General features: G+C 63.1%; 20 protein-coding genes. 7 read left to right on the forward strand and 13 right to left on the reverse strand.

Annotated elements, in window-relative coordinates; translation table 11 throughout:
• Position 1: 1 nt before the first annotated feature.
• The 7 genes from paeA to hemA form a co-directional block, all read right to left on the reverse strand.
• Positions 2-1,309, reverse strand: coding sequence for a polyamine export protein PaeA (gene paeA, locus AC1DMA_RS20625; protein WP_478125524.1), 1,308 nt, complete (start codon positions 1,307-1,309; stop codon positions 2-4).
• Positions 1,310-1,390: 81 nt separating this feature from the next.
• Positions 1,391-2,383 carry an AAA family ATPase gene (locus AC1DMA_RS20630; RefSeq protein ID WP_478125525.1) on the reverse strand — a complete coding sequence of 331 codons (993 nt, stop codon included), beginning with the start codon at positions 2,381-2,383 and terminating at the stop codon, positions 1,391-1,393.
• A 99-nt stretch (positions 2,384-2,482) separates the two neighbouring features.
• Positions 2,483-2,983 (reverse strand): cupin domain-containing protein, encoded by a 501-nt coding sequence (locus tag AC1DMA_RS20635; protein ID WP_478145350.1) that lies wholly within the window; start codon positions 2,981-2,983, stop codon positions 2,483-2,485.
• A gap of 117 nt (positions 2,984-3,100) precedes the next feature.
• On the reverse strand, positions 3,101-3,421 hold the full coding sequence (gene grxD / locus AC1DMA_RS20640) for a Grx4 family monothiol glutaredoxin (RefSeq protein WP_478125527.1): 321 nt from the start codon (positions 3,419-3,421) through the stop codon (positions 3,101-3,103).
• A 28-nt stretch (positions 3,422-3,449) separates the two neighbouring features.
• On the reverse strand, positions 3,450-4,262 hold the full coding sequence (gene prmC / locus AC1DMA_RS20645) for a peptide chain release factor N(5)-glutamine methyltransferase (protein WP_478145403.1): 813 nt from the start codon (positions 4,260-4,262) through the stop codon (positions 3,450-3,452).
• 38 nt (positions 4,263-4,300) lie between these two features.
• Positions 4,301-5,389, reverse strand: coding sequence for a peptide chain release factor 1 (gene prfA / locus AC1DMA_RS20650; RefSeq protein ID WP_478145351.1), 1,089 nt, complete (start codon positions 5,387-5,389; stop codon positions 4,301-4,303).
• 132 nt (positions 5,390-5,521) lie between these two features.
• Positions 5,522-6,793: a glutamyl-tRNA reductase gene (gene hemA / locus AC1DMA_RS20655; protein ID WP_478125529.1), complete on the reverse strand. Its 1,272-nt coding sequence runs from the start codon at positions 6,791-6,793 to the stop codon at positions 5,522-5,524.
• A gap of 105 nt (positions 6,794-6,898) precedes the next feature.
• Between hemA and AC1DMA_RS20660 the strand changes: the two genes are divergently transcribed.
• On the forward strand, positions 6,899-7,177 hold the full coding sequence (locus AC1DMA_RS20660) for a hypothetical protein (protein ID WP_478145352.1): 279 nt from the start codon (positions 6,899-6,901) through the stop codon (positions 7,175-7,177).
• Here the strand turns inward: AC1DMA_RS20660 and AC1DMA_RS20665 are convergent.
• From AC1DMA_RS20665 to ugpB, 6 genes are all read right to left on the reverse strand, one after another.
• Positions 7,174-9,666, reverse strand: a complete 2,493-nt coding sequence (locus AC1DMA_RS20665) for a DUF3772 domain-containing protein (RefSeq protein WP_478145353.1) — start codon at positions 9,664-9,666, stop codon at positions 7,174-7,176. The genes AC1DMA_RS20660 and AC1DMA_RS20665 overlap by 4 nt on opposite strands.
• A 55-nt stretch (positions 9,667-9,721) precedes the next feature.
• On the reverse strand, positions 9,722-10,462 hold the full coding sequence (gene ugpQ, locus AC1DMA_RS20670) for a glycerophosphodiester phosphodiesterase (RefSeq protein WP_478145354.1): 741 nt from the start codon (positions 10,460-10,462) through the stop codon (positions 9,722-9,724).
• 14 nt (positions 10,463-10,476) lie between these two features.
• Positions 10,477-11,484, reverse strand: coding sequence for a sn-glycerol-3-phosphate ABC transporter ATP-binding protein UgpC (gene ugpC, locus AC1DMA_RS20675; RefSeq protein ID WP_478125533.1), 1,008 nt, complete (start codon positions 11,482-11,484; stop codon positions 10,477-10,479).
• Positions 11,485-11,514: 30 nt separating this feature from the next.
• The gene (gene ugpE / locus AC1DMA_RS20680; RefSeq protein WP_478125534.1) at positions 11,515-12,366 is read right to left on the reverse strand and encodes a sn-glycerol-3-phosphate ABC transporter permease UgpE; all 852 of its coding nucleotides are present in this window, start codon (positions 12,364-12,366) and stop codon (positions 11,515-11,517) included.
• Positions 12,367-12,368: 2 nt separating this feature from the next.
• The gene (gene ugpA, locus AC1DMA_RS20685; protein ID WP_478125535.1) at positions 12,369-13,250 is read right to left on the reverse strand and encodes a sn-glycerol-3-phosphate ABC transporter permease UgpA; all 882 of its coding nucleotides are present in this window, start codon (positions 13,248-13,250) and stop codon (positions 12,369-12,371) included.
• Positions 13,251-13,360: 110 nt separating this feature from the next.
• A complete protein-coding gene (gene ugpB, locus AC1DMA_RS20690) occupies positions 13,361-14,671 on the reverse strand; it encodes a sn-glycerol-3-phosphate ABC transporter substrate-binding protein UgpB (protein WP_478125536.1) in 1,311 nt (436 codons plus the stop codon).
• Positions 14,672-14,908: 237 nt separating this feature from the next.
• On the opposite strand from ugpB, the gene serA reads away from it, so the two are divergent.
• The 6 genes from serA (at position 14,909) to AC1DMA_RS20720 (ending at position 22,882) form a co-directional block, all read left to right on the forward strand.
• Positions 14,909-16,138 carry a phosphoglycerate dehydrogenase gene (serA, locus tag AC1DMA_RS20695; RefSeq protein WP_478145355.1) on the forward strand — a complete coding sequence of 410 codons (1,230 nt, stop codon included), beginning with the start codon at positions 14,909-14,911 and terminating at the stop codon, positions 16,136-16,138.
• An 85-nt stretch (positions 16,139-16,223) separates the two neighbouring features.
• Positions 16,224-20,111, forward strand: coding sequence for a DUF3683 domain-containing protein (locus AC1DMA_RS20700; RefSeq protein ID WP_478145356.1), 3,888 nt, complete (start codon positions 16,224-16,226; stop codon positions 20,109-20,111).
• 5 nt (positions 20,112-20,116) lie between these two features.
• Entirely contained in the window at positions 20,117-20,554 is a 438-nt protein-coding gene (locus tag AC1DMA_RS20705) for an HIT family protein (RefSeq protein ID WP_478145404.1), read from the forward strand.
• On the forward strand, positions 20,554-20,967 hold the full coding sequence (locus AC1DMA_RS20710) for a gamma-butyrobetaine hydroxylase family protein (protein ID WP_478145357.1): 414 nt from the start codon (positions 20,554-20,556) through the stop codon (positions 20,965-20,967). The genes AC1DMA_RS20705 and AC1DMA_RS20710 overlap by 1 nt, the downstream gene beginning before the upstream one ends.
• A gap of 115 nt (positions 20,968-21,082) precedes the next feature.
• Positions 21,083-21,814 (forward strand): bifunctional demethylmenaquinone methyltransferase/2-methoxy-6-polyprenyl-1,4-benzoquinol methylase UbiE, encoded by a 732-nt coding sequence (gene ubiE, locus AC1DMA_RS20715; protein WP_478145358.1) that lies wholly within the window; start codon positions 21,083-21,085, stop codon positions 21,812-21,814.
• A 24-nt stretch (positions 21,815-21,838) separates the two neighbouring features.
• Positions 21,839-22,882, forward strand: coding sequence for a Tim44 domain-containing protein (locus AC1DMA_RS20720; protein WP_478145359.1), 1,044 nt, complete (start codon positions 21,839-21,841; stop codon positions 22,880-22,882).
• The last annotated feature ends 55 nt before the right edge of the window (positions 22,883-22,937 follow it).

Raw genomic sequence — 22,937 nt, forward strand, 5'->3', positions numbered from 1 at the left:
CTCAGACCTTCGCGGTGATCGCGGCCGTGCGGGTGACCATCACCTGGTCGATTCGGAAACTGTCCACGTCCATCACTTCGAAGCTGTAGCCGGCCCAACTCACACTGTCCGTCCGCTTGGGAACGCGGCGAAGCATCACCATGAGGAAGCCGGCGAGCGTCTCGTACTCGTCCGGGTGCGGCAATTCCTCGATGTCGAGTGCTCGTTGGACGTCCTGGATCGGGGTCACGCCATCAATCAGCCATGAGTTCTCATCGCGCTTCACGATCTGCTGTTCTTCGTCCTGCACGCCGACCAGGTCGCCCATCACTGTGCTCATCACGTCATTGAGCGTGATCACGCCGACCACCAGGCTGTATTCGTTCACGATGATCGCGAAGTCTTCGTGGGCCTGCTGAAATTGTTCGAGGACCTCGGTCAATGACAGCCTGTCTGGAATGACCAGCGCCTTGTGCAATGGCAGGCCGTGCTCGAACGAGAGCGGCTGACCGCTGAGCACGCGCTGGAACATGTCCTTGGCGTCCACGTAGCCGAGAACATGATCGATGTCCCCGTCGCACACCGGGTAGGCGGAAAACGGTTCGGCCACGATGCGCGCGCGCAGCACTGTTTCCGGGTCGTCCCGGAGAAACCAGGCTATGCGCTCCCGCGAAGTCATGACGCTGCTGACTAGGCGCGTATCCAATTCGAACACGTTGGCGATGACTTGCTGCTCGCGCAGCGCAAGAACACCCGCACGGGCACCCGCTTCGGTCATCGCCAGGATGTCGGCGGACGTGATCTTTTCGTCGCGCTGCATGGGCATGCCGAGCACCTTGAAGAGCACGTCGGTGCTGGTGGTGAAGAACCACACCAAGGGCTTGAAGGTGGTGATCAGCACTTGCATCGGGCCGACCATGCGAACTGCAAGCTGCTCCGGGCTGCTCATGCCGAGCCGCTTCGGGAAGAGGTCGGCGAACACGAGGAACACCGCAATGATCGTGACGAAAGAGGCGAGAAAGGCAGCAGTCTGCGCCGCCTCTACACTCAACCAAAGCTCGAACAAGCGCGCGTAGTAGGGGCTCAGCGAACCTTCGCCGACGACGCCACCGAGGATGGCAACCGCGTTGAGTCCGATCTGGACGACGGTGAAATAGTGGCCCGGCTGCTCCTGGATGCGCATCACGCGCTCGGCGCGCGCGTCGCCTTCGTCCGCCATCTGACGCAGGCGAAGGCGACGAGAAGCGGCCAGGCAGATTTCGGCGAGGGAGAAGAAGGCGCTCGTCGCGATAAGGGCAACGATCACGAGCAGGCTTTGAGTCAGGGTCATGGATCAGTCGATGAAGACCGACATGGTGCCACGAGCCGAGCGCCTTCCTTCCTGAGCCGATCCCTGTGCCTCGCCACGCGTCTACTGCACGAAGCCGATGCGGTTTCGATGCGTGCTGACGCGCGGAAGGTCCTCCACGCGCACCTCGCCCCGGTGCGCCAGACGGGCGTTGCCGAATCCGGTCATCAGCGCACGCCGCATCTCGCGCGGCGAGAGGATGGCGAGCTGGTCGAGAACGTCGTCGGACGGCTCTTCGGCCAGCAGCCGGCCCCAGTCGTGTTCTCCCCGGATCGACGCATACAGTTGGCGCGCGATCTGACGCGACGCATCCGGCGACGGTGCCTCGATCTCGAAGATATTCATCCGGTTCAGGATCGGCTCGGGGATGCTGCGCTCGTCATTTGCAGTGGTGATCCAGATCACTTGGCTGGCGTCGATCGGGACTTCGGCAAATTCATCGACGAACGCATGCGCAGTGTCATGCTCCAGCAGGTTGTAGAGCGCGCCGAGCGGGTCGTATTGGCTGTCGGCACCTGCCTTGTCGATTTCGTCGATGACCATCACGGGATTCGCATACTGACCGTCGACCAAGGCTTCGAACACCTTGCCAGGCTTGGATCCCTTCCATTGTGAAGATGCACCGGACAGCAGCCAGCCGGCCGTCATCGAGTTCATCGGTACCAGCGACATTCCGGTTCCAAGCAGCTCGGCGAGTTTTCTCGCAAAGTGAGTCTTGCCGACTCCTGGCGGCCCAAGCAGCAACATCGGCGTGACTTCCAGGCCGTCGCGGCTGTCTTGTGCGAGCGCAACGTGGCGCCGGACGTCGTCGAGCACTTCTGTGAAGTTTGGCAACTGCGCGTAGAGCCCGGACATCTCGGGAACGCCGCTTGGTTTGACCTGGAAGCGGTCGGGACCGCGTTCGAGCATGCGTTCGTAGGTCGTTCGCAAGTGCTCGTGGTCGCGATCGGGGAGCTTGGCGAGCTTGCGCTCGACGTCATGCGTCTGAAAAACGCTGCGCAGATTGGCGACCGGCAACTGGAACGACGACGCTGGGACGAGACTGCGGGAATCCATGGACACCTCCGGTTTCGAACACTTGGATACAGCATAAGCCGTGCCCGGCGTTCGCAGATGCCCATGTTTTCTCGAATTTGTCGATTTGTCGCAAAGAGTTCAAATACCGCCTTGCGGATGCGTGGGATCGACCCACAGCACGGATTCGGGCTTCTCGACCGGTTCGATGTCGAGGTTGATGGCCACGGCCTGCCCGTCGCTGCGGCAGAGCACGCATTCGAGCGCTTCAGTTTCGCTGGCGTTGATTTCCTGATGCGGCACATACGGCGGCACGTAGATGAAATCGCCCGGACCGGCCTCGGCCGTGAATTCCAGTTTCTCGCCCCATCGCATGCGGGCGCGACCCCGAACGACATAGATCACAGATTCGAGATGACCGTGGTGATGCGCACCGGTCTTCGCATTCGCATGAATAGTCACCGTACCAGCCCACAGCTTCTGCGCGCCCACCCGCGCAAAGTTGATGGCCGCCGCCCGGTTCATGCCCGGCGTCTGGGCCGTGTTCGTGTCGAGCTGGTTGCCCGGAATGACGCGCACTCCATCGTGCTTCCAGGCCGGCCCGTCATGGGCGTGCCCATCATCCCCGTGATCATGACTCATGACGGTTTCTCCCATCGTTTTCGTGAAACACCGCGGAACCGGCTTTGCCGGGCCGCCGGTGTTGCCCCCGGTAGGGGGTGCAGAGCCACACGAAGTGGGCGAGGCTGGGGGCGAGCGTCAGGCCGCGTTCAGCATCTGCTGCAATTCGCCGGATTCGTACATTTCCATCAGGATGTCCGAGCCGCCGACGAACTCGCCCTTCACGTAGAGCTGCGGGATGGTCGGCCAGTGGCTGTATTCCTTGATGCCTTGGCGAATGGCATCGTCTTCCAGCACGTTGACGGTCTTGAGTGTTCGCGGGTCGACACCGACGGCCTTGAGGATCTGGATCGCGCGCCCCGAGAATCCGCACATCGGAAAGCTGGCGTTTCCCTTCATGAAGAGGACAAGATCATTGGTCTTGACGAGATCGTCAATGCGTTGCTGGGCATCGGACATGGGTGACTCCTGAGTTTGGCTGGGCGGATTATTTCACCGCGCGCCAGATCCCGCCGGAACATCGCGCGATGCCGGCGAGGTCGTCGCGGCTTTGGGTTTCGCGAAAACCCGCCTGGGACAGCAACCGTCGAACGGGCTGGCTTTGGTCGTAGCCATGTTCCAGGAGCAGCCAGCCGCCGTCTTTCAGGTGCGCTGGGGCCGAATGGACGATGCGGCGGATGTCGTCCAGACCGTCTTCGCCGGAGACAAGTGCGCCTTGCGGTTCGTGGCGCAGAGCGTCGAGATGGATGTCGCCATTGGCGATGTAGGGCGGATTCGAGACGATCAGGTCGAGCCCGCAATTGGCGCCCGCCAGCCAGTCTGCCTGCGCGAAACGCACCGGAAGCCCGAGCCTTGTCGCATTCGCTTGCGCCACCGCAAGTGCATCGGCGCTTGCATCCACCGCCATGACGCGAGCATCGCGACGCGCGTGTTGGATCGCCAGCGCGATGGCGCCGCTGCCGGTGCCGAGGTCCAGCACCGAGGGAGCTTCAAGCCCCTCCAGGCACTGCAACGCCCACTCGACGAGCGTCTCTGTGTCCGGACGAGGAACCAGGACGCGGCTGTCGACCTTCAGCCTCAGGCCGTGAAACTCTTTTTCGCCCAGCAGATAGGCGACCGGTTCCCCCGCCATTCGCCGTTCGCAAAGTCGTTCAAACACGGGCCAGAACCCTTCCGCAAGCGTGTCGGTGTCATGCGCAAGCAACCAGGCGCGCTCGTCCGCGGCGCGCCCCAGCACGTGCAGCAACAGCAGCTGTGCGTCGAGCCTTTCAAGTCCCCGAGCGGCCGCTGCAGCGAGCATGCGAGCCGGCGTCAGGGGTGCATTGGCGTCAGAAGTGTTCACGCGGGCAAGCTGGCTTCGAGCYCGGCCAGTTGCTCGGCCTCACGTGCGGATTGCAAGGCTGCCAACACGTCGCCGAGATCGCCTTCCATGATGGCCAGCAGCTTGTAGAGCGTCAGGTTGATGCGGTGATCCGTGAGCCGCCCTTGCGGAAAGTTGTAGGTGCGAATGCGGTCGCTGCGGTCGCCGCTGCCGACGAGGCCCTTGCGCAGCGCAGCGTCCTTGGCCGCCCGTTCGCTGCGCTCCTTCTCTTGAATGCGCGCCGAAAGTACTTGCAGCGCCTTTGCCTTGTTGCGATGCTGGCTCCGGTCGTCTTGGCACTCCGCGACAATGCCCGTCGGAATGTGCGTGATGCGCACCGCCGAATCGGTCTTGTTGATGTGCTGGCCGCCTGCGCCGCTGGCGCGGAAGGTGTCGATGCGCAGGTCGGCTGGGTTGATCTGCACGGCTTGGGCCTCGTCCGGCTCTGCGAGCGCGGCAACGGTACAGGCGCTGGTATGAATGCGGCCTTGCGTTTCGGTGGCGGGCACGCGTTGCACGCGGTGACCGCCGGATTCGAAGCGCAGCTTGCCGAACACGTCGTCCCCGACGATACGGATCACGACTTCCTTGTAGCCGCCGAGTTCGCTTTCGCTTTCGCTCACGATCTCGCAGCGCCAGCCGACACGGTCGGCATACCGGGTGTACATCCGAAGCAGGTCGCCCGCAAAAAGGGCCGACTCGTCGCCGCCGGTGCCAGCGCGGATTTCAAGAAAGGCGTTGCGTGCGTCATCCGGGTCCTTCGGAAGCAGCAGGCGCTGAAGTTCCTCTTCGAGCTGCGTCAATTCGGCTTCGGCGCTCGTGATCTCCTCCCGCGCCATTTCCGCCATGTCCGGGTCGTCGAGCATTTCGCGCGCCCCGGCCGCATCCGCTTCTCGCTGAAGGTAGCGGCTGTATCGGCCCGCGATCTGCGTGACCTCGGCGTGTTCGCGGGAGATGGTGCGGTACTGCGCCATGTCCGACATGATGTCTTCCCGGGAGAGCAGGAAATCGAGTTCTCCGAGGCGTTGCACGTAGCGCTCGAGCTGTTGACGCAGAAAGGTTTTCACGGATTGAGAGAGGAGAGGGCGGAAGAGAGCGGGACCGGTCGGGATGGGGGCAGGTTTGCGAACCTTCGAGCCGCACGCCAATGGGCTGGCGGCAAGGGTATTTCGGCGGCGCGGCGCCGGAAAAGAAACTCGCTAACGCTCTTTGCGCAGGAAGAGACGCGAAATTGTCTGGGCGGTCTGTTCGCGCGCGGCGGCATCGCCGGCGTGCAGTTCGGCGAGCGCGCCGTGAAGCATCTTTTGCGTGAGTCCGCGGGACAAAGCTTCAAGCACGACTTCGACGCTTTCGCCCTTGGCAAGCAGTTTGCGCGCGCGAGTCAACTCCATCGTGCGCCACTCGTCGGTCTGGGCATTGAGTTGCTGGATCAGAGGCACCGCGCCGCGCTGGTCCAGCCAATGCATGAAGCTCTGGACCCCCGCGTCGATGATGACTTCGGCTTGCGCCACGGCCGCTTGCCGGCTGGCGTGGCCTTGCTGCACGACCTGAGCGAGATCGTCGACGGTGTAGAGATAGATGTCTTCGAGCGCCTTGACCTCGGGCTCGATGTCGCGCGGCACCGCAAGGTCGACCATGAACATGGGGCGGTGCTTGCGCAGCTTGAGGGCACGTTCGACGGCGCCCAAGCCAATCAGCGGCAATGTGCTTGCCGTGCAGCTCACCACGATGTCGAACTCGGCCAGGCGTGCCGGAAGATCGGCCAACCGCATGGCTTCGCCGCCAAAGCGCGAGGCCAGTTTTTCGCCGCGCTCCAGCGTGCGGTTGGCGATCACGATGGATTTGGGCTGCCTGGCGGCAAAGTGCGTGGCGGCCAGGTCAATCATCTCGCCAGCGCCGACGAACAGCACGCGAGTGCGTTGCAAGTCCTCGAACAGCTGTCCGGCCAACCGAACCGCTGCTGCCGCCATGCTGATGGAATGAGCGCCGATTTCGGTCGCGGTGCGGACTTCCTTGGCAACCGCAAAAGAGCGCTGGAAGAGCTGGTTGAGCGTCGTCCCGAGCGCCCCGGCCGTTTCGGCGGCGCGCACGGCGTCTTTCATCTGGCCGAGGATCTGGGCCTCGCCCAGCACCATGGAATCGAGCCCGCTTGCAACGCGGAACGCATGCCGGGCAGCCTGGTCGTCGTGGAGCGTATAGGCGTGGGAGCGGAGCAGCGCTGGCGAGACCCCTCCGCTGTGGGCGAGCCAATCGACCGTATGGTCGAGCGCCAGATGATTCGCGGCACAGTAGATCTCGGTGCGATTGCAGGTCGAGATGATGGCCGCTTCGACGTCGGGGTGCTTGTTGGAGCCGAACGAATGTCGCAGGCTTTGAAGCGTCGGGGCGATCTGATCGATGGCGAACGCGAAACGACCGCGCAGGTCGAGCGGCGCGGTCGTGTGGTTCAACCCGAGGGCCCAGACTGACATAGCCGCTGATTATAAAATCCGCCGCCCATGGATGGGCCGACCTTCAGAAAATGGCCGTAGCCAGGGCTTCCGATCTCCTGGACGTCGCTTCTCCATGGCCCTCGAATGACCCCGCTGGATCTTTTCAATCACGTTCTCAACTTCGCCGCTCCGGCTTTTGCGGTCGGCTTTTTGTGTGCGCTTCTCGGCCGGTTCGCCATGCGTCGGTCAGGCAAGCCTCTCGCCTTGTGGGTCCAGGGCGGGATCAATTTCGTCGTTGGGTTCGCAGTCCTCCTGGCCGGACTGATCGTCTTCGGCCAGGACGGCAGGATGGCGACCTATGCCGCATTGGTGGTTGCGTGCGGCACCAGCCAGTGGCTCGTCTCCGGAGCTTGGCGGCGCTAGGTCGCAGTGCCGGGCAGCACGCTAGGCGGCGGAGGCGGCACCGCTGCCATCGGGGAGGGGGGTGCCGGCATCCCTGACGGTACCCCGGGGTAGRCGGCCATCGGCATGCCCGCTGCGCGAAGGCCATCCAGGATCGCGAAGAGCACGTCGCTGCGCGCGCCGCCCGCAAGACGCGGGCTCTGCACATAGGCCACCGCCTGGAAGATCATGAAGCCCACCTCGATGCCTTCGAGCGTGACACTCGGTGCCGGGGTGGCGAGCACTGCGGGATGGTTCGCGAACGCGGCCAACATCACTTCGCGTGCGCGGGACGCATCCGTGGTCAGGGGCATCGGAAGACGAATCAGCACCCGGCCTTCGGCGTTCGAGAGCGTCATGTTGCGCACGGTCTTGGTGATGAATTCGGAATTCGGAACGATCATCGTCGAGCGGTCGCCCAGCTGGATTTCCGTCGCACGCACGTTGATGCGGCGGATGTCTCCCTCGGCGTTGCCCAGGACCACCCAGTCGCCGACCTTGACCGGGCGTTCGGCGAGCAGGATCAATCCCGAAATGAAGTTCTGCACGATTGCCTGCAAACCAAAGCCGATACCCACCGACAGTGCGCTGGCCACCCACGCAATGCGCTCGATTCCGACGCCGAGCGCCGACATCGCGAAGGCGATCACGATGATCCCGCCCACGTACCCCAATAGCGTGGTAATCGAGCTCTGCATGCCGGGCTCGAGCGCGGTGGTCGGCAGGAATCGTTTGTCGAGCCAGTTCTTGACAATGCGCAAGGCGATGAAGCCGGCGACGAGCACCGCAACGGCGGCGAAGATGGCGCCGGGCACCAACTGGATTTCGCCAACCTTGACGCCAGTGCCGTACTTGCCGCTGCGTTGGAACACCTCGCCGGGGCTCGTGCCCAAGGGCGTGGCCAGCGCGATGATCATGTAGAAGAACAGCGCGACGCGGCTCAGGCCCGATAGTGCGACCGCGGCTTGATCCAGAGTGCTCGGAGCCAGCCCGAAGCTCAGGTGCAGCCGTTGGCCGAAGCTGCTGCGCGACGACACAACGGCCATGAAGAAGTCGTCCGCGAACTTGAAGAGCACATAAAAGGCCGCCACCACGATGCCCGACCAGTTGAGCTGGCTGGCCAGAAAGCTCGCCATTGCGACATAGCCGATTGCCACCAGAACCCAGATCACGACCAGGATCAGCGTGACCATCCCCAAGAGCACACCGACCCAGAGCGGCCGCTCCAGCGCGTCCGTTGAGGGCGAAGGAGGGGCGTGAGGCTCCTGAGGTGCCGGACCGGGGGCGGCCGTGTCCCCAAGCGCTTCGGAGGCCGGCGCCACCTCGCGCGGGCCGCGCAGCCGCAACAGCATCGCCCCGATGATCCCGGTGAGCGCCAGGGCCGTGACGACGTGCGCGGCCACCACGGCGGCAAAACTGGCTTCGACCAAGGCGTTGATCTGCGTCGGCAACCACACCAATACGGCCACCAGCGCCATCAGCCAGGGGAAAGGCGCGAGGCGAGACGCCATCGCATTGGGGATGGGCGGCAGCCGCCACGAGGGCCGGCCGTTGGCCAGCAAAGCCCGCCCCAGACCCACGACAAAGGCGATGAATACGCTCGACTGCACCATCGCCTGGCCCAGCTTGCGCGTCTTCTCGCCCCATATCTGGTGCAGCTCGAGGGTAGTGAAGACTCCATGCGCCGCCACGCCAACCAGAACGACGTTGGCGGTGACGATCGCGATCACGAGCAGCGAGCGTCGCAGCCTTCCGGCAGGAAGAACGCGCGCGGCAATCCGCGTGAGCACGGTCTCCGCGAGCCAGTTGCCGGGCAGCGCAAGGAGCAGCGCAAGAATCAAGCTCACGAGCACGGCCGAGGCATGGGCGGGCTGTTTCGCAACCTCCACGCCTTGTTCAATCTCGCTTCCGAGTTCGCGCAGCCGGTCGACGTCGCCGGACCACGCCTCGGACATGTCGCCCCAGAATTCCCTTCCGAGCGGAGAAGGAGCGCGTTCGGTCAACTGGGCTTCGAACATGGCCCTGCGCTTGGCGAGAAGGTCGCTGGCGCGTTGCTGGGCGTCAACGGTCACGAGCCGTGCCAAGCGGATGTCGGCGTCCAGCGCGTTGCGTTCCTTGGTCAAGGTGGCGCGGCGACGGGTGATGTCGGGGTTCTCCGCTGGCGCTCCGGCGGGCGGCGGGTTGCCAAGTTCGCCGAGACGCGCGTTCAGATCGTTCAGGTCGCCGGTTCGCGAGGAGATGACTTTCTCCGCGGCGGCGCTGATTCCATTGAGCTCGGTGATGATGCTGGCGACATCTTCAGAGTGCTCGACATCTCCCGGCAGACTGTCGAGCCGGGCGCGGAGGGCCGCGACGCTCGGGGCGACTTCAGTGGCGTCGTTGTCCTGCGCAAGTGCCGCACTTGCCGCCATTGCCGTGCAGCAAAGCATGGCGGCAAGCAAAAGGGCCGCGAGACGTGAGAGCCAGCTCATGTCTTCATCATAGAAGGCGCACAGCCGGCGGACCCGACGAGTTGCGACCCGAGGGTCAGTCTGCCGGGCTGAACCTGTCGATCCGATCGGTGATGATTCCGTCGGTGTCCAGTGCGATCAAACGCTGGGCCGCCCATTCGTCATTGACCGTGTAGCTCAACGCGCGCATACCCGCCGCGTGAACCTGCGCCACCGTCGTCGCGTCCCACAGCGCATAGTTGCAGACGATAGCGGAGCAGCGCAGTTGCAAGGCCGCGTCGAGCCAGCCTTCCGACAGGGTGCCCAGCAGCAGACCGCGCGGGAGCTCGGGACGCGTCGTCAGGGCTCCCCGAAGTGCATCGGGCTGAAATGACGTGAGGAAGGGCGGGGCAAGAGTCGCGTCGGTCCACAGCGCGGCCGCGTGCCGCGCCACGGCTTCGCCAGTGGGCCGCTCCAGGCCGGGAGTCGGCTTGATTTCGATGTTGAGCGCATGCCGGTTCGCCACGCAAAAACGGATCAGCCCCTCGAGGCTGGCCAGCGGTTCGCCAGCGTAGCGGCGCGAATGCCATGCCCCGGCATCCAGTTGGGACAGTGCCGACCAGGGCTGGTCGCCCGCAATGCCCTGGCCGTTGCTCGTGCGTTCGAGCGTGCTGTCGTGCAGGAGGAAGGGCACACCATCAGCACTGAGCTTGGCGTCGCATTCGAACATGCGAAATCCGTATTCGGCGCCCAGCCGGAACGCGGCCATCGTGTTCTCGGGCGCGAGCTTGCCTGCGCCGCGGTGCGCGATCCAGCGCGGATAGGGCCAGCGTTTCATGCTTGGCGCTGCGCTCATCCTGCGCGCTTTCCGGAGCCGGCGTCGAACCAATGAAGCTTGTCCTGTCGGGCGGCAATCTTCACGGTGTCGCCCGCGGCGGGTGGGGTCTGGCTTTCGTCGGCCCGCATGACCAGCTGTTCTTCGCCGAGCCGGCCGTAGATCAGACGTTCGGCGCCGAGCATTTCCACGTACTCGACCTGCACCGACCATCCGCTTGCGTCGAGCGTCAGGTGCTCCGGCCGAATGCCGAGGATCATGCCGGTTCGCACGCCGGGTGCGTCCTTCAGCAAGTTCATCGGAGGTGAGCCCATGAAGCTTGCGACGAAAGTCGTGGCGGGTCGCGAGTAGACGTCCTCGGGCGTGCCGAACTGATCCATCACGCCGCCGTTCATCACGATGATCCGCTGGGCGAGCGTCATGGCCTCGACCTGGTCGTGGGTCACGAAAAGAGAAGTGATGCCGAGTTCGCGATGCAGCTTCTGGATTTCCAGGCGGGTCTGCGCGCGCAGTTTGGCGTCAAGGTTCGACAGCGGCTCGTCGAACAGAAACACGCGTGGCTGCCGAACGATCGCGCGCCCCATGGCAACGCGTTGACGCTGCCCCCCGGACAGCTCGCGCGGCTTGCGCGCCAGAAGATGCCCCAGTTCCAGGATCTTGGCGGCCTTGTCAACGCGCGTCTTGATCTCGGGCACCGGCACCTTGGCGATCTTCAGGCCGTAGGCCATGTTGTCGAACACTGACATGTGCGGATAGAGCGCGTAGTTCTGGAACACCATCGCGATGTCGCGCTCGGCCGGTTCGAGATTGTTCACCACCTTGTCGCCGATGCGGATCTCGCCGGCGCTGACCTCCTCCAGCCCTGCGACCATGCGCAGCAGCGTGGACTTGCCACAGCCCGAAGGCCCGACGATGACGATGAATTCGTGGTCTGCGACTTCGGCACTGACGCCGTGGATGACCTGGTTCGCCTTGGGCCCATGCCCATAGCGCTTGATAACGTTGCGAAACGAGAGAGCTGCCATGTTCTGTTCTTGTCTTTTCGGTCTTTCCGATTACTTCTCGGTATCCACGAGGCCCTTGACGAACCACTTCTGCATGAGCACGACAACGAGGGCGGGCGGCACCATCGCGAGGATGGCCGTTGCCATCACAACGTTCCACTCGTTCTGCGAATCGCCGCCGGCGATCAGGCGCTTGATGCCGACGACCACCGGGTACATGTCTTCACCAGTGGTCGCAAGCAGGGGCCAGAGATACTGGTTCCAGCCGTAGATGAACTGGATCACGAACAGCGCGGCAATGGACGTCTTCGACAGCGGCAGCAGCACGTCCCAGAAAAAGCGCATTGGGCTGGCGCCGTCCATGCGCGACGCCTCGGTGAGTTCGTCCGGCACCGTCATGAAAAACTGGCGGAAGAGAAACGTCGCCGTGGCCGACGCGATCAGCGGAACAGTCAACCCGGCATAGGTGTTGAGCATGTGCAGATCCGATAGCACCTGATAAGTGGGCAGGATGCGCACCTCCACCGGCAGCATCAGCGTCACGAAGATCATCCAGAAGCAGAACCGCCGAAACGGAAACTTGAAGTAGACGATCGCAAAGGCCGACAGCAGCGAGATCGTGATCTTTCCGATCGCGATGACCAGTGCGGTAACGAGGCTGACCCACATCATGTGCGCGACAGGCGCATTGGAGCCGGCACTGGTCTCGCGTCCGAAGAGCGCCGATTTGTAGCTTTCCAGCATGTGGCTTCCAGGCAGAAGCGGCATGGGAGCCTGCACGATTTCCTGCGCCGTGTGCGTCGAGGCCACGAACGCCAGGTAAATCGGAAAGGCGATGATGAAGACGCCGAGCACCATCACCACTTGGGCAAGGATGCCGTGAGTACCACGTTTTTCGACCATGGTCAGTACTGCACTTTCTTTTCGACGTAGCGAAACTGGATGACGGTCAGCACGACCACGATCAGCATCAGGATCACCGATTGCGCGGCCGACCCGCCGAGGTCCATGGCCTTGAAGCCGTCGTAGTAGACCTTGTAGACGAGGATCGCCGTGTCCCGGCCCGGGCCGCCCTGGGTCGCCGTATCGACGATGGCGAAGGTGTCGAAGAAGGCATAGACGACGTTGATCACCAGCAGGAAGAAGGTCGTCGGGGACAGCAGCGGAAACTGCACGGTCCAAAAGCGGCGCCAAGGACGCGCACCGTCGATAGCGGCCGCCTCGATGAGCGATTTGGGAATCGACTGAAGGCCCGCCAGGAAGAACAGGAAGTTGTACGAAATCTGCTTCCAGACTGACGCGAGAACAATCAGCGCCATTGCATGGCCCGAGTTGAGCAGATGGTTCCAGTCGAACCCAATCTTCCCGAGCGCATAAGAGACCACGCCCAGTGACGGCGAGAACATGAAAACCCACACCACCGCCGCAACCGACGGCGCGACAGCGTAAGGCAGGATCAGCATGGTCTTGTAGAACATGCCGCCGTGAATGATGCGGTCCGCAAAGACGGCCAGCGCGAGCGACAGGCTCAGCCCGATGCCCGCGACCAGCACCGAGAACACGGCCGTGGTCTTGAACGACTCGACGTAGCTCGGATCGGCAAACAGGTGGCGAAAGTTGTCGAAGCCGACGAACTCTATGGATGTCCCGAATGCATCCTGCTGCTGGAGCGACTGCATGATCGCCTGTGCCGCCGGCCAAAAAAAGAATACGAGGATCACTACCATCTGCGGTGCCATCAGCAGCCACGGCAGCCATCGGGATCGGAAAACAACCCGTTTTTCCATGCAACCTCAAAAAAGAAAAACCCGCCGACTCGGATGAAGCGGGCGGGGCGGAGTCTACTTCGCCATCGGCCGGTGGCCGGCGCCCCCCGCGCCAGGCGGGGAGCGGGGCTTCAGCTCTTGTTGGCCTTCTGGAAGCGTTCGATCTGCTCGTTGCCGCGCTTGACGATCTCGTCCAGCGCTTCCTTGGCAGTCTTCTTGCCGTTCCAGACCTGTTCGAGTTCCTCGTCCTCGATGGCGCGCACCTGCACATAGTTGCCCAGGCGAATGCCGCGGCTCTTGTCCGTCACCTTGCGGATCATCTGCGTCACGGCAACGTCCGTGCCCGGGTTTTCCTTGTAGAAGCCTGACTTCTCGGTGAGTTGGTAGGCGGCCGTCGTGATCGGAAGATAGCCCGTGCGCTTGTGGCTGGCGGACTGCACTTCAGGCTGCGAGATGAAGGTGAAGAACTTCGCGACGCCCTTGTATTCGGCGGGCTTCTTGCCCGACATCACCCAGAGGCTGGCGCCGCCGATCACGGTGTTCTGCGGTGCGCCCGGAACGTCCGGGTAATAGGGCAGCGGGGCCAACCCATAGGCGAACTTGGCGTTCTTGGCGACGTTGCCGTAGAAGCCCGACGACGTGTTGATCATGGCGCACTCGCCCGACACGAAGCTCGCCTCGGGCACGTTGCCGCGTCCCTTGTAGACGAAGAGGCCCTGCTTGGCCATATTGGCGAGGTTCTCGATGTGGCGCACGTGCAGCGGCGAGTCGATCTTCATGCGCGCGTCGAGACCGGCGAGCCCGTTGCTCTTGGTCGCGAACTCGACGTTGTGCCAGGCCGAGAAGCTCTCGAGCTGCGTCCAGCCTTGCCATGCCGTGGTGAAAGGGCACTTGTGGCCTGCTGCCTTCAGCTTGGCGGCCGCGGCGATGACTTCGGGCCACGTGGCGGGGGCCTTGTCGGTCGGGAGGCCGGCTGCCTTGAAGGCATCCTTGTTCCAGTAGAAGATGGTGGTCGAACTGTTGAACGGGAAGCTCAGCATCTGTCCGTTGGGCGCCGTGTAATAGCCGGCGACCGCGGAGATGTAGCCGCTCGGGTCGAACTTCTCGCCCGCATCTTTCATGACTTGCCCGACGGGAATGATGGCGCCCTTGCTGGCCATCATCGTCGCGGTGCCCACTTCGAACACCTGCAGGATGTGCGGCGCATTGCCGGCCCGGAAGGCGGCGATCGACGCGGTCATCGATTCATCGTAGGTGCCCTTGAACACCGGCACCACTTTGTATTCCTTCTGGCTCTCGTTGAATTGCTTGGCCAGATCATTGACCCATTCGTTGTTGACGGCGGTCATGGAATGCCACCATTGGATTTCGGTTTGCGCGAACGCGGGTGTGAACAGCGTTGCGGCAAGCGCCGAGGCCAAGGCGAGCGTTTTGAATCGCATGAAGACTCCTGAGGGAAACTGAAAGAAATGAACGCGCGAATGCTAGATCGCGCGTATGACACGACAAGGTCACATATTTTTCGTGCGCCGGGAGTGTGCCTCAACGGGGGAAACCCTTTTGGTGCGCCGCGACCCCGACGCCTGCGTGTTGCAGCGCACCATGCTAGGATCGTTTTCCCATTTTTCGGCTCCGCTCTCTGACTCGCCGACTCGCGCTGACTGACTCGCGGTTTCCCCATGAGCAAGACCTCCCTGGACAAAAGCAAGATCAAGTTCCTCCTGCTCGAAGGCATCCATCCTTCGGCGGTTGAAGTGCTTCACGCGGCGGGCTACACCAATGTCGAAACAGTGTCCGGCGCATTGCCCGACGCCGAACTCAAGGCCCGCGTTGCCGACGTGCACTTTCTCGGTATCCGATCGCGCACCCAATTGACGGCCGAAGTATTTGCCCAGGCGCACAAGCTGGTCGCGGTCGGCTGCTTCTGCATCGGGACCAATCAAGTCGATCTCGATGCGGCGCGCGAACACGGCGTGGCTGTTTTCAACGCTCCCTTCTCGAACACGCGCTCGGTTGCCGAACTGGTTCTGGCGGAAGCCATCCTTTTGCTGCGGGGCGTGCCCGAGAAAAGCGCCGTCGCGCACCGTGGCGGCTGGCTCAAGTCGGCTGAGAACGCTTTCGAGATTCGTGGCAAGACGCTCGGCATCGTGGGTTACGGCTCCATCGGCGCTCAACTTTCGGTTCTCGCCGAAGCGTTGGGAATGAACGTCGCCTTCTTCGACGTCGTGACAAAGCTGCCCCTCGGCAATGCGCGCCAGGTGCGTGAACTGAAGGACCTGCTCGCGCAAAGCGACATCGTCAGCCTTCACGTGCCGGAAACGCAGGCCACCCAATGGATGATCGGCGCCGCCGAAATCGCAGCGATGAAGCCTGGCGCCATCCTGATCAATGCCTCACGAGGCACAGTGGTCCAGATCGATGCGCTGGCTGCTGCCCTGACGGACAAGAAGCTGCTGGGCGCGGCCATCGATGTGTTCCCGGTCGAGCCGCGAAGCAACAAGGACGAGTTCCAGTCGCCGCTTCGTGGCCTCGATAACGTGATCCTTACGCCTCACATCGGCGGGTCGACCATGGAAGCACAGGCCAACATCGGCCTCGAAGTGGCTGAAAAGCTCGTCAAGTACAGCGACAACGGCACTTCCACTTCGTCCGTGAATTTTCCCGAGGTGGCGCTGCCTGCGCATCTCGGCAAGCATCGCCTGCTGCACATCCACCGCAACGTGCCGGGGGTGCTGTCCGAGATCAACCGGATTTTTTCCGAGAACAACATCAACATCGCGTCGCAGTTCCTGCAAACGAACGAGAAGGTCGGCTACGTGGTGACCGACATCGACGCGGCTTCGTCCGATCTTGCACTCGAAAAACTCGCGAAGGTTCCCGGCACGATCCGGAGCCGGGTGCTCTTCTGACATGTCTGCGAGCCCTTCGGGGCTGCCTTAAAATTCACGCCCCTGGTTCATGGGGCGCGCGGCGCCCGACCGAGGCCACTCCCCGATGAATGCTCCGACCGCGTTGACGGCGTTGTTGTCGCAGGCCGCAGAGCCCGCGCGATTGCGTGAGATCCCCTACAACTACACCAGCTTCTCCGACAGGGAGATCGTGATTCGCCTGCTCGGCGAAAGAGGTTGGGAACTGCTGCAAACCCTTCGATCCGAGCGACGCACCGGCCGGTCGGCCCGTATGCTCTATGAGGTGCTCGGCGACATATGGGTCGTCCAGCGCAATCCCTACTTGGTCGATGACCTGCTGGACAACCCGCGCCGACGCGGCCAGCTGGTGGACGCGCTCAATCATCGGCTCGCCGAAGTCCAGAAGCGGCGCACGCCCGACGCCGATGCACAGCGCGACTCGCTGGTAGGCGAATTGACCGCTCTGGTCGCCAAGGCGATCTCGGCGTTCGACACCATGTTCCGCGATGTCGCCGCGCTGCGGCGCAAGGCGACGCGCACGCTTCGCCGGCTCACTGCCAAGGACAACATCAAGTTCGACGGGCTGTCTCGCGTTTCGCACGTGACCGACGCCACCGACTGGCGCGTCGAATATCCCTTCGTCGTGCTCACGCCTGACACCGAAGCCGAAATGGCGGCCCTGGTCAAGGGCTGCATCGAGCTTGGCCTGACCATCATTCCGCGCGGAGGCGGCACCGGCTATACGGGCGGCGCGATTCCGCTGACCTGGAACAGCGTCGTCATCAACACCGAGAAGCTCGAGGCGATGACCGAGGTCGAGATGGCCTCGCTGCCGGGGCTGGATGCGCCGGTTCCGACCATCTGGACCGAAGCTGGCGTCGTCACGCAGCGCGTGGCCGATGCGGCCGAGCGCGCGGGCTTCGTGTTCGCGGTCGACCCCACTTCTGCCGAAGCGTCGTGCGTCGGCGGCAATGTCGCGATGAATGCAGGCGGCAAAAAGGCCGTGCTCTGGGGCACGGCGCTGGACAATCTCGCCTCGTGGCGCATGGTGACGCCGCAGGCCGAATGGCTCGAAGTCACGCGTGTCGGCCATAACCTCGGCAAGATTCACGATGCCGAAAGCGCAGTCTTCGAACTGCAGTACTTTGCGGCCGACGGAAAGACAGCGCTGCGCGCCGAGCGCCTCGAAATCGCCGGCAAGACCTTCCGCAAGGAAGGCCTCGGCAAGGACGTGACCGACAAATTTCTTTCGGGTCTGCCGGGCATTCAGAAAGAGGGCTGCGATGGCCTGATCACCAGCTGCCGCTGGATCGTGCATCGCATGCCGGCGCACACCCGGACGGTATGCCTCGAGTTCTTTGGCAACGCCAAGGACGCGGTGCCCAGCATCGTCGAGATCAAGGACTTCATGTTCGCGGAACAGAAACGCTCCGGCGTGCTGTTGGCGGGCCTGGAGCATCTGGACGACCGCTATCTGAAGGCAGTGGGCTATGCCACCAAATCGAAGCGCCACGGCGGACTGCCGAAGATGGTGCTGTTTGGCGACATCGCCGGCGACGACGCCGATGCGGTGGCACGCGTGACGTCCGAAGTGGTGCGCATCGCCAATTCGCGCAGCGGCGAAGGCTTCATTGCCATCAGCCCGGAGGCCCGCAAGAAGTTCTGGCTCGACCGCAAGCGCACCGCCGCGATCAGCCGTCACACCAACGCCTTCAAGATCAATGAAGACGTCGTCATCCCGCTGCCGCGCATGGCCGAATACACCGACGGCATCGAGCGCATCAACATCGAGTTGTCGCTGCGAAACAAGATTTCGTTGGCCGATGAGCTCGAAGCCTTCCTGGCGCGCGGCAATCTTCCGTTGGGCAAGAGCGACGACGCCAACGACATCCCCTCGGCCGAGATGCTCGAAGACCGGGTGGCCCAGGCATTGGCGCTCGTGCGCGAAGTCCGGGCGCTTTGGCAGCAGTGGCTCGACGACGTCGAACCGCTCTTCCCCCAATTGCAGGACCACTCGCTGCGCGCGAGTTGGAAGACGCAATTGCGTGCGCCGCTCGCAGAGATCTTCGCCGGCGGCGAGTTCGCGCCGATCCTCGCGGAGTGCAGTGCGATCCACAAGCGCGTGCTCAAGGGGCGTGTCTGGGTTGCGCTTCACATGCATGCGGGCGACGGCAATGTGCACACCAACATCCCCGTCAACAGCGACAACTACGAGATGCTGCAGACGGCGCACCAGGCGGTCGCGCGGATCATGGTGCTGGCGCGCAGCCTCGACGGCGTGATCTCGGGCGAGCATGGAATCGGCATCACCAAGCTTGAATTCCTGAGCGAAGACGAGCTTCAGCCTTTTGCCGACTACAAGCGCAGGGTCGATCCCGAAGGCCGCTTCAACAAGGGCAAGCTGCTGCGCGACAACGCGAATTTCGCGCAAGGCGGTCGCTCATTGCCGGCCGATTTGACCAATGCCTATACGCCGAGCTTCGGTCTCATGGGGCATGAGTCGATCATCATGCAGCAGAGCGACATTGGCGCCATCGCCGACAGCGTCAAGGATTGCCTCCGCTGCGGCAAGTGCAAGCCGGTGTGCGCGACCCACGTACCGCGTGCCAACCTGCTGTATTCGCCGCGCAACAAAATCCTCGCCACATCACTGCTGGTCGAAGCATTCCTGTACGAGGAGCAAACCCGACGCGGCGTGAGCATCAAGCATTGGGAAGAGTTCGAGGACGTGGCCGACCATTGCACGGTCTGCCACAAGTGCCTCACGCCTTGTCCGGTGAAGATCGACTTCGGCGACGTGTCGATGAACATGCGCAATCTCTTGCGCAAGATGGGCCAGAAGTCGTTCCGGCCCGGCAATGCGGCGGCGATGTTCTTCCTCAACGCGACCAATCCGCAGACCATCAAGATGATGCGCACGGGCATGGTCGACATCGGCTTCAAGGTGCAACGCCTGGCCAACGACCTGCTGCGCGGGCTGGCGAAGAAGCAGACGGCCGCACCGCCCGCCTCGCTGGGAGCGGCACCGGCCAAGGAGCAGGTGATCCATTTCATCAACAAGAAGATGCCGGGTGGATTGCCCAAGAAGACGGCGCGTGCCTTGCTCGACATTGAAGATGCCGAGTACGTCCCGATCATTCGCAACCCGAGTGCGACCACGCCGGAAACCGAGGCGGTGTTCTACTTTCCGGGTTGCGGATCCGAGCGGCTCTTCTCGCAGGTGGGGCTGGCGACGCAAGCGATGCTGTGGCATGCGGGCGTGCAGACGGTTCTGCCGCCAGGCTATCTCTGCTGTGGCTATCCGCAGCGCGGCAGCGGCCAGTTCGACAAGGCCGAGAAGATGATCACGGACAACCGCGTTCTCTTTCACCGTGTCGCCAACACGCTGAACTACCTCGACATCAAGACCGTGGTTGTGAGTTGCGGCACCTGCTATGACCAGTTGCAGGGCTACCAGTTCGACAAGATCTTCCCGGGGTGCCGCATCGTCGACATCCATGAGTACTTGCTTGAAAAGGGCATCACTCTGGGAGACGCTGGCGGGGGCGGCTATCTCTATCACGACCCCTGCCATACGCCGATGAAGCTGCAGGACCCAATGAAGACCGTGAAGGCACTCGTCGGCAACAACGTGCTCAAGAACGACCGCTGCTGTGGCGAGTCCGGCACGCTGGGCGTATCGCGGCCGGACATCTCGACGCAAATCCGTTTCCGCAAGGAAGAAGAGCTCAAGAAGGGCGAGGCCGAGTTGCGCGACTCGGGCAAGGTCGCGCCGCAAGGCAACGTCAAGATCCTGACGAGTTGCCCGAGCTGCCTCCAGGGCCTGAGCCGCTACGGCAATGACCTGAACAACGGCTTGCTCGAAGCCGACTACATCGTGGTCGAGATGGCGAACAAGATCCTGGGCGAACACTGGATGCCCGACTACGTGGCCGCGGCCAACCAGGGCGGCATCGAGCGCGTGCTGGTGTGACGGCGATCCGGGTCAAGGGCTGCCCCCTGTGCGATGAGTCCGGCGGACGGCTGGTCTTCGATGCACCGCTATTTCGGGTGATCCATGCGATCGAAGAGGGCTTTCCGGCTTTCTATCGTGTCGTGTGGAAGGATCATGTGGCTGAATTGTCCGATCTGTCGGCTGCCGATCGCGCGCACTGCATGGAGGCCGTTGCCATCGTCGAGCAAAGCCTGCGCAGCGCACTGGCACCGGCCAAGATCAATCTCGCGGCGCTCGGCAACATGGTGCCGCACCTTCATTGGCATGTGATCGCGCGTTTCGACTGGGACAGCCGCTTTCCAGCGCCGATGTGGGCACAGGCACAAAGAGCGCGCGACTTGCACCAAGAGGCCGACGTCAAGGCTCGCTTGCCGGCAGCCGAGCGCGACATGATCGAGCGTCTCTCAAAAAGGAGTTTCTGATGGCAGGTTTGCAGGCAGTCGCACCCACACCGGAATCGATCACCGTGCACAACCGGTCGCACGTGCTGGAAATCGGCTTCTCCGACGGCAAGCTCTTCAAGATCCCGTTTGAGCTGATGCGGATCTATTCGCCGTCGGCCGAAGTGCAAGGCCACGGTCCGGGCCAGGAGATCCTCCAGACCGGCAAGCGCAACGTCGACCTGCTGGATCTGCAGCCGGTCGGCAACTACGCGGTACAGCCGACGTTCAGCGACGGCCACAGCACCGGCATCTTCACCTGGGACCTGCTGTACGAACTCGGTGCACGCCAGCAAGAGAGGTGGGCCGAGTACGAGCGTCGCTTGGCAGCGGCGGGTGTCGATCGCGATGCGCCCATGCCCGACAAGGGCGGCCACGCCTGCGGCAGCCATTGAGTCATTCAGTGACGAATGCCCGGTGGCCCTGCGGGGTCGTCGCCTCGGTACTAACGCTTCCGTCTTAACATCGCGTGCATGAGCTCGCACGAAGTGCGCAGCACGAAGGTTTTCAATGAGCACCACCCATTTCGGATTCGAATCGATCGACGAGAGCGACAAGGCACGCCGCGTGCGCGGTGTGTTCGACTCTGTCGCCTCGCGCTACGACCTCATGAACGACCTCATGTCCATGGGGCTTCATCGAGCCTGGAAGGCCTACACGATCATGGTCGCGAACGTGGGCGAGGGCTCCAAGGTGCTCGACATCGCAGGCGGTACCGGAGACCTCGCACTCGCCTTCGCCAAGAAGGTTGGCGTCACCGGCGAAGTGGTCCACACCGACATCAACGAAGCCATGCTGCGCACCGGACGCGATCGGTTGCTCGATGCGGGCGTCGCGTTGCCGACGATGGTTTGCGATGCCGAGAAGCTGCCCTTTGCAGACGACCATTTCGATGTGGTGACCGTGGCCTTCGGCTTGCGCAACATGACGCACAAGGACCTCGCCATCAAGGAAATGAACCGCGTGCTGAAGCCTCGCGGCAAGTTGCTGGTGCTTGAATTCTCCAAGGTCGCGAAGCCGCTGCAGAAGGCCTACGACTGGTATTCGTTCAGCGTGCTGCCCCTGCTTGGCAAGGTTGTAGCCGGTGATGACGCCAGCTATCGCTATCTGGCCGAGTCCATCCGCATGCATCCCGGCCAGGACGAACTCAAGACCCTCATGAAGGAGGGCGGTTTCGGGCATGTGGACTATCACAACATGACTGGCGGTGTTGTGGCCCTGCATGTTGGAATCAAGTGTTGAAGCTGTTTGCCTAGAGGAGACGTTATGAAGAAATTTTGGTCCGTCATGTTCGTGTGCGCACTGGCCATCGTGAGCATCGATGCCGACGCGGCACGCATGGGCGGCGGAAAGTCGTTCGGCAGACAGTCGAACAACGTCACCCAGCGCCAGGCGACACCGCCGGCAGCGCCGGTCACACCGGGCGCGCCGGCACAGAGCGCGAACAACGCCGCGGCCAAGCCCGCAGCCGCGGCACCTGCCGCTGCACCCAAGCGTCCCTGGGCGGGCATGCTCGGCGGACTGGCTGCAGGCCTGGGCCTCGCTTGGCTTGCGCATTCGTTGGGGCTCGGCGCCGCGTTCGGCAACATCCTGCTGATCGGTCTTCTTGTGCTGGCTGCCGTGGTTGTGTGGCGCATCTTTTCCGCGCGTTCGCGCACGGCGCCCGCATCGCGCACCGGCGGCTTCGCTTTCCAGGGCGCAGGCAGTCCGGCCGATGCGACCGCACCGGCGCAGTACAGCCCCAACAACGTGGGCAACGATGCTTCTGCGCGTCCTTGGGAGCGCAACCAGGCGGCCTTCGACGCTTCTCCGGCGCAGCTCGATCACTCGGCAGAGCGCAGCGGCGGGTCGTCGATGGCTGGCGCTGYGGCGGCAGGCGGCAGCATGATCGGCTCTGCTCTCGCCGGCTCGCAGACCTGGGGTGTTCCCGCAGGCTTCGATGCTGACGGTTTCCTCAACGCTGCCAAGCGCAATTTCGTGACGCTGCAGGACGCATGGGACCGTGCCGACATTACCATGCTGCGCTCGATGATGACCGACGGCATGGTGGGCGAAATCCGCCAGCAATTGGCCGAACGCGAAGCGCATACGGGCGGGCAGCCGAACAAGACCGAAGTCGTGATGCTCGATGCCAAGCTGCTGGGCATCGAGGAACTGCCCGACGCCTACCTGGCCAGCGTCGAGTTCTCCGGAATGATCCGCGAGGACATGTCCTCGGGCCCGAGCCCGTTCCGCGAAGTCTGGAACATGACCAAGCCAACGAGCGGCACAAGCGGCTGGCTGGTCGCTGGCGTTCAGGCATTGCAGTAGCCTCGGGCAGGCCCGTTCGCGAAACACGGGGCGAGCAAAAGAACACCGCGGAACC

The organism is Variovorax sp. 05N34 (assembly GCF_056397405.1).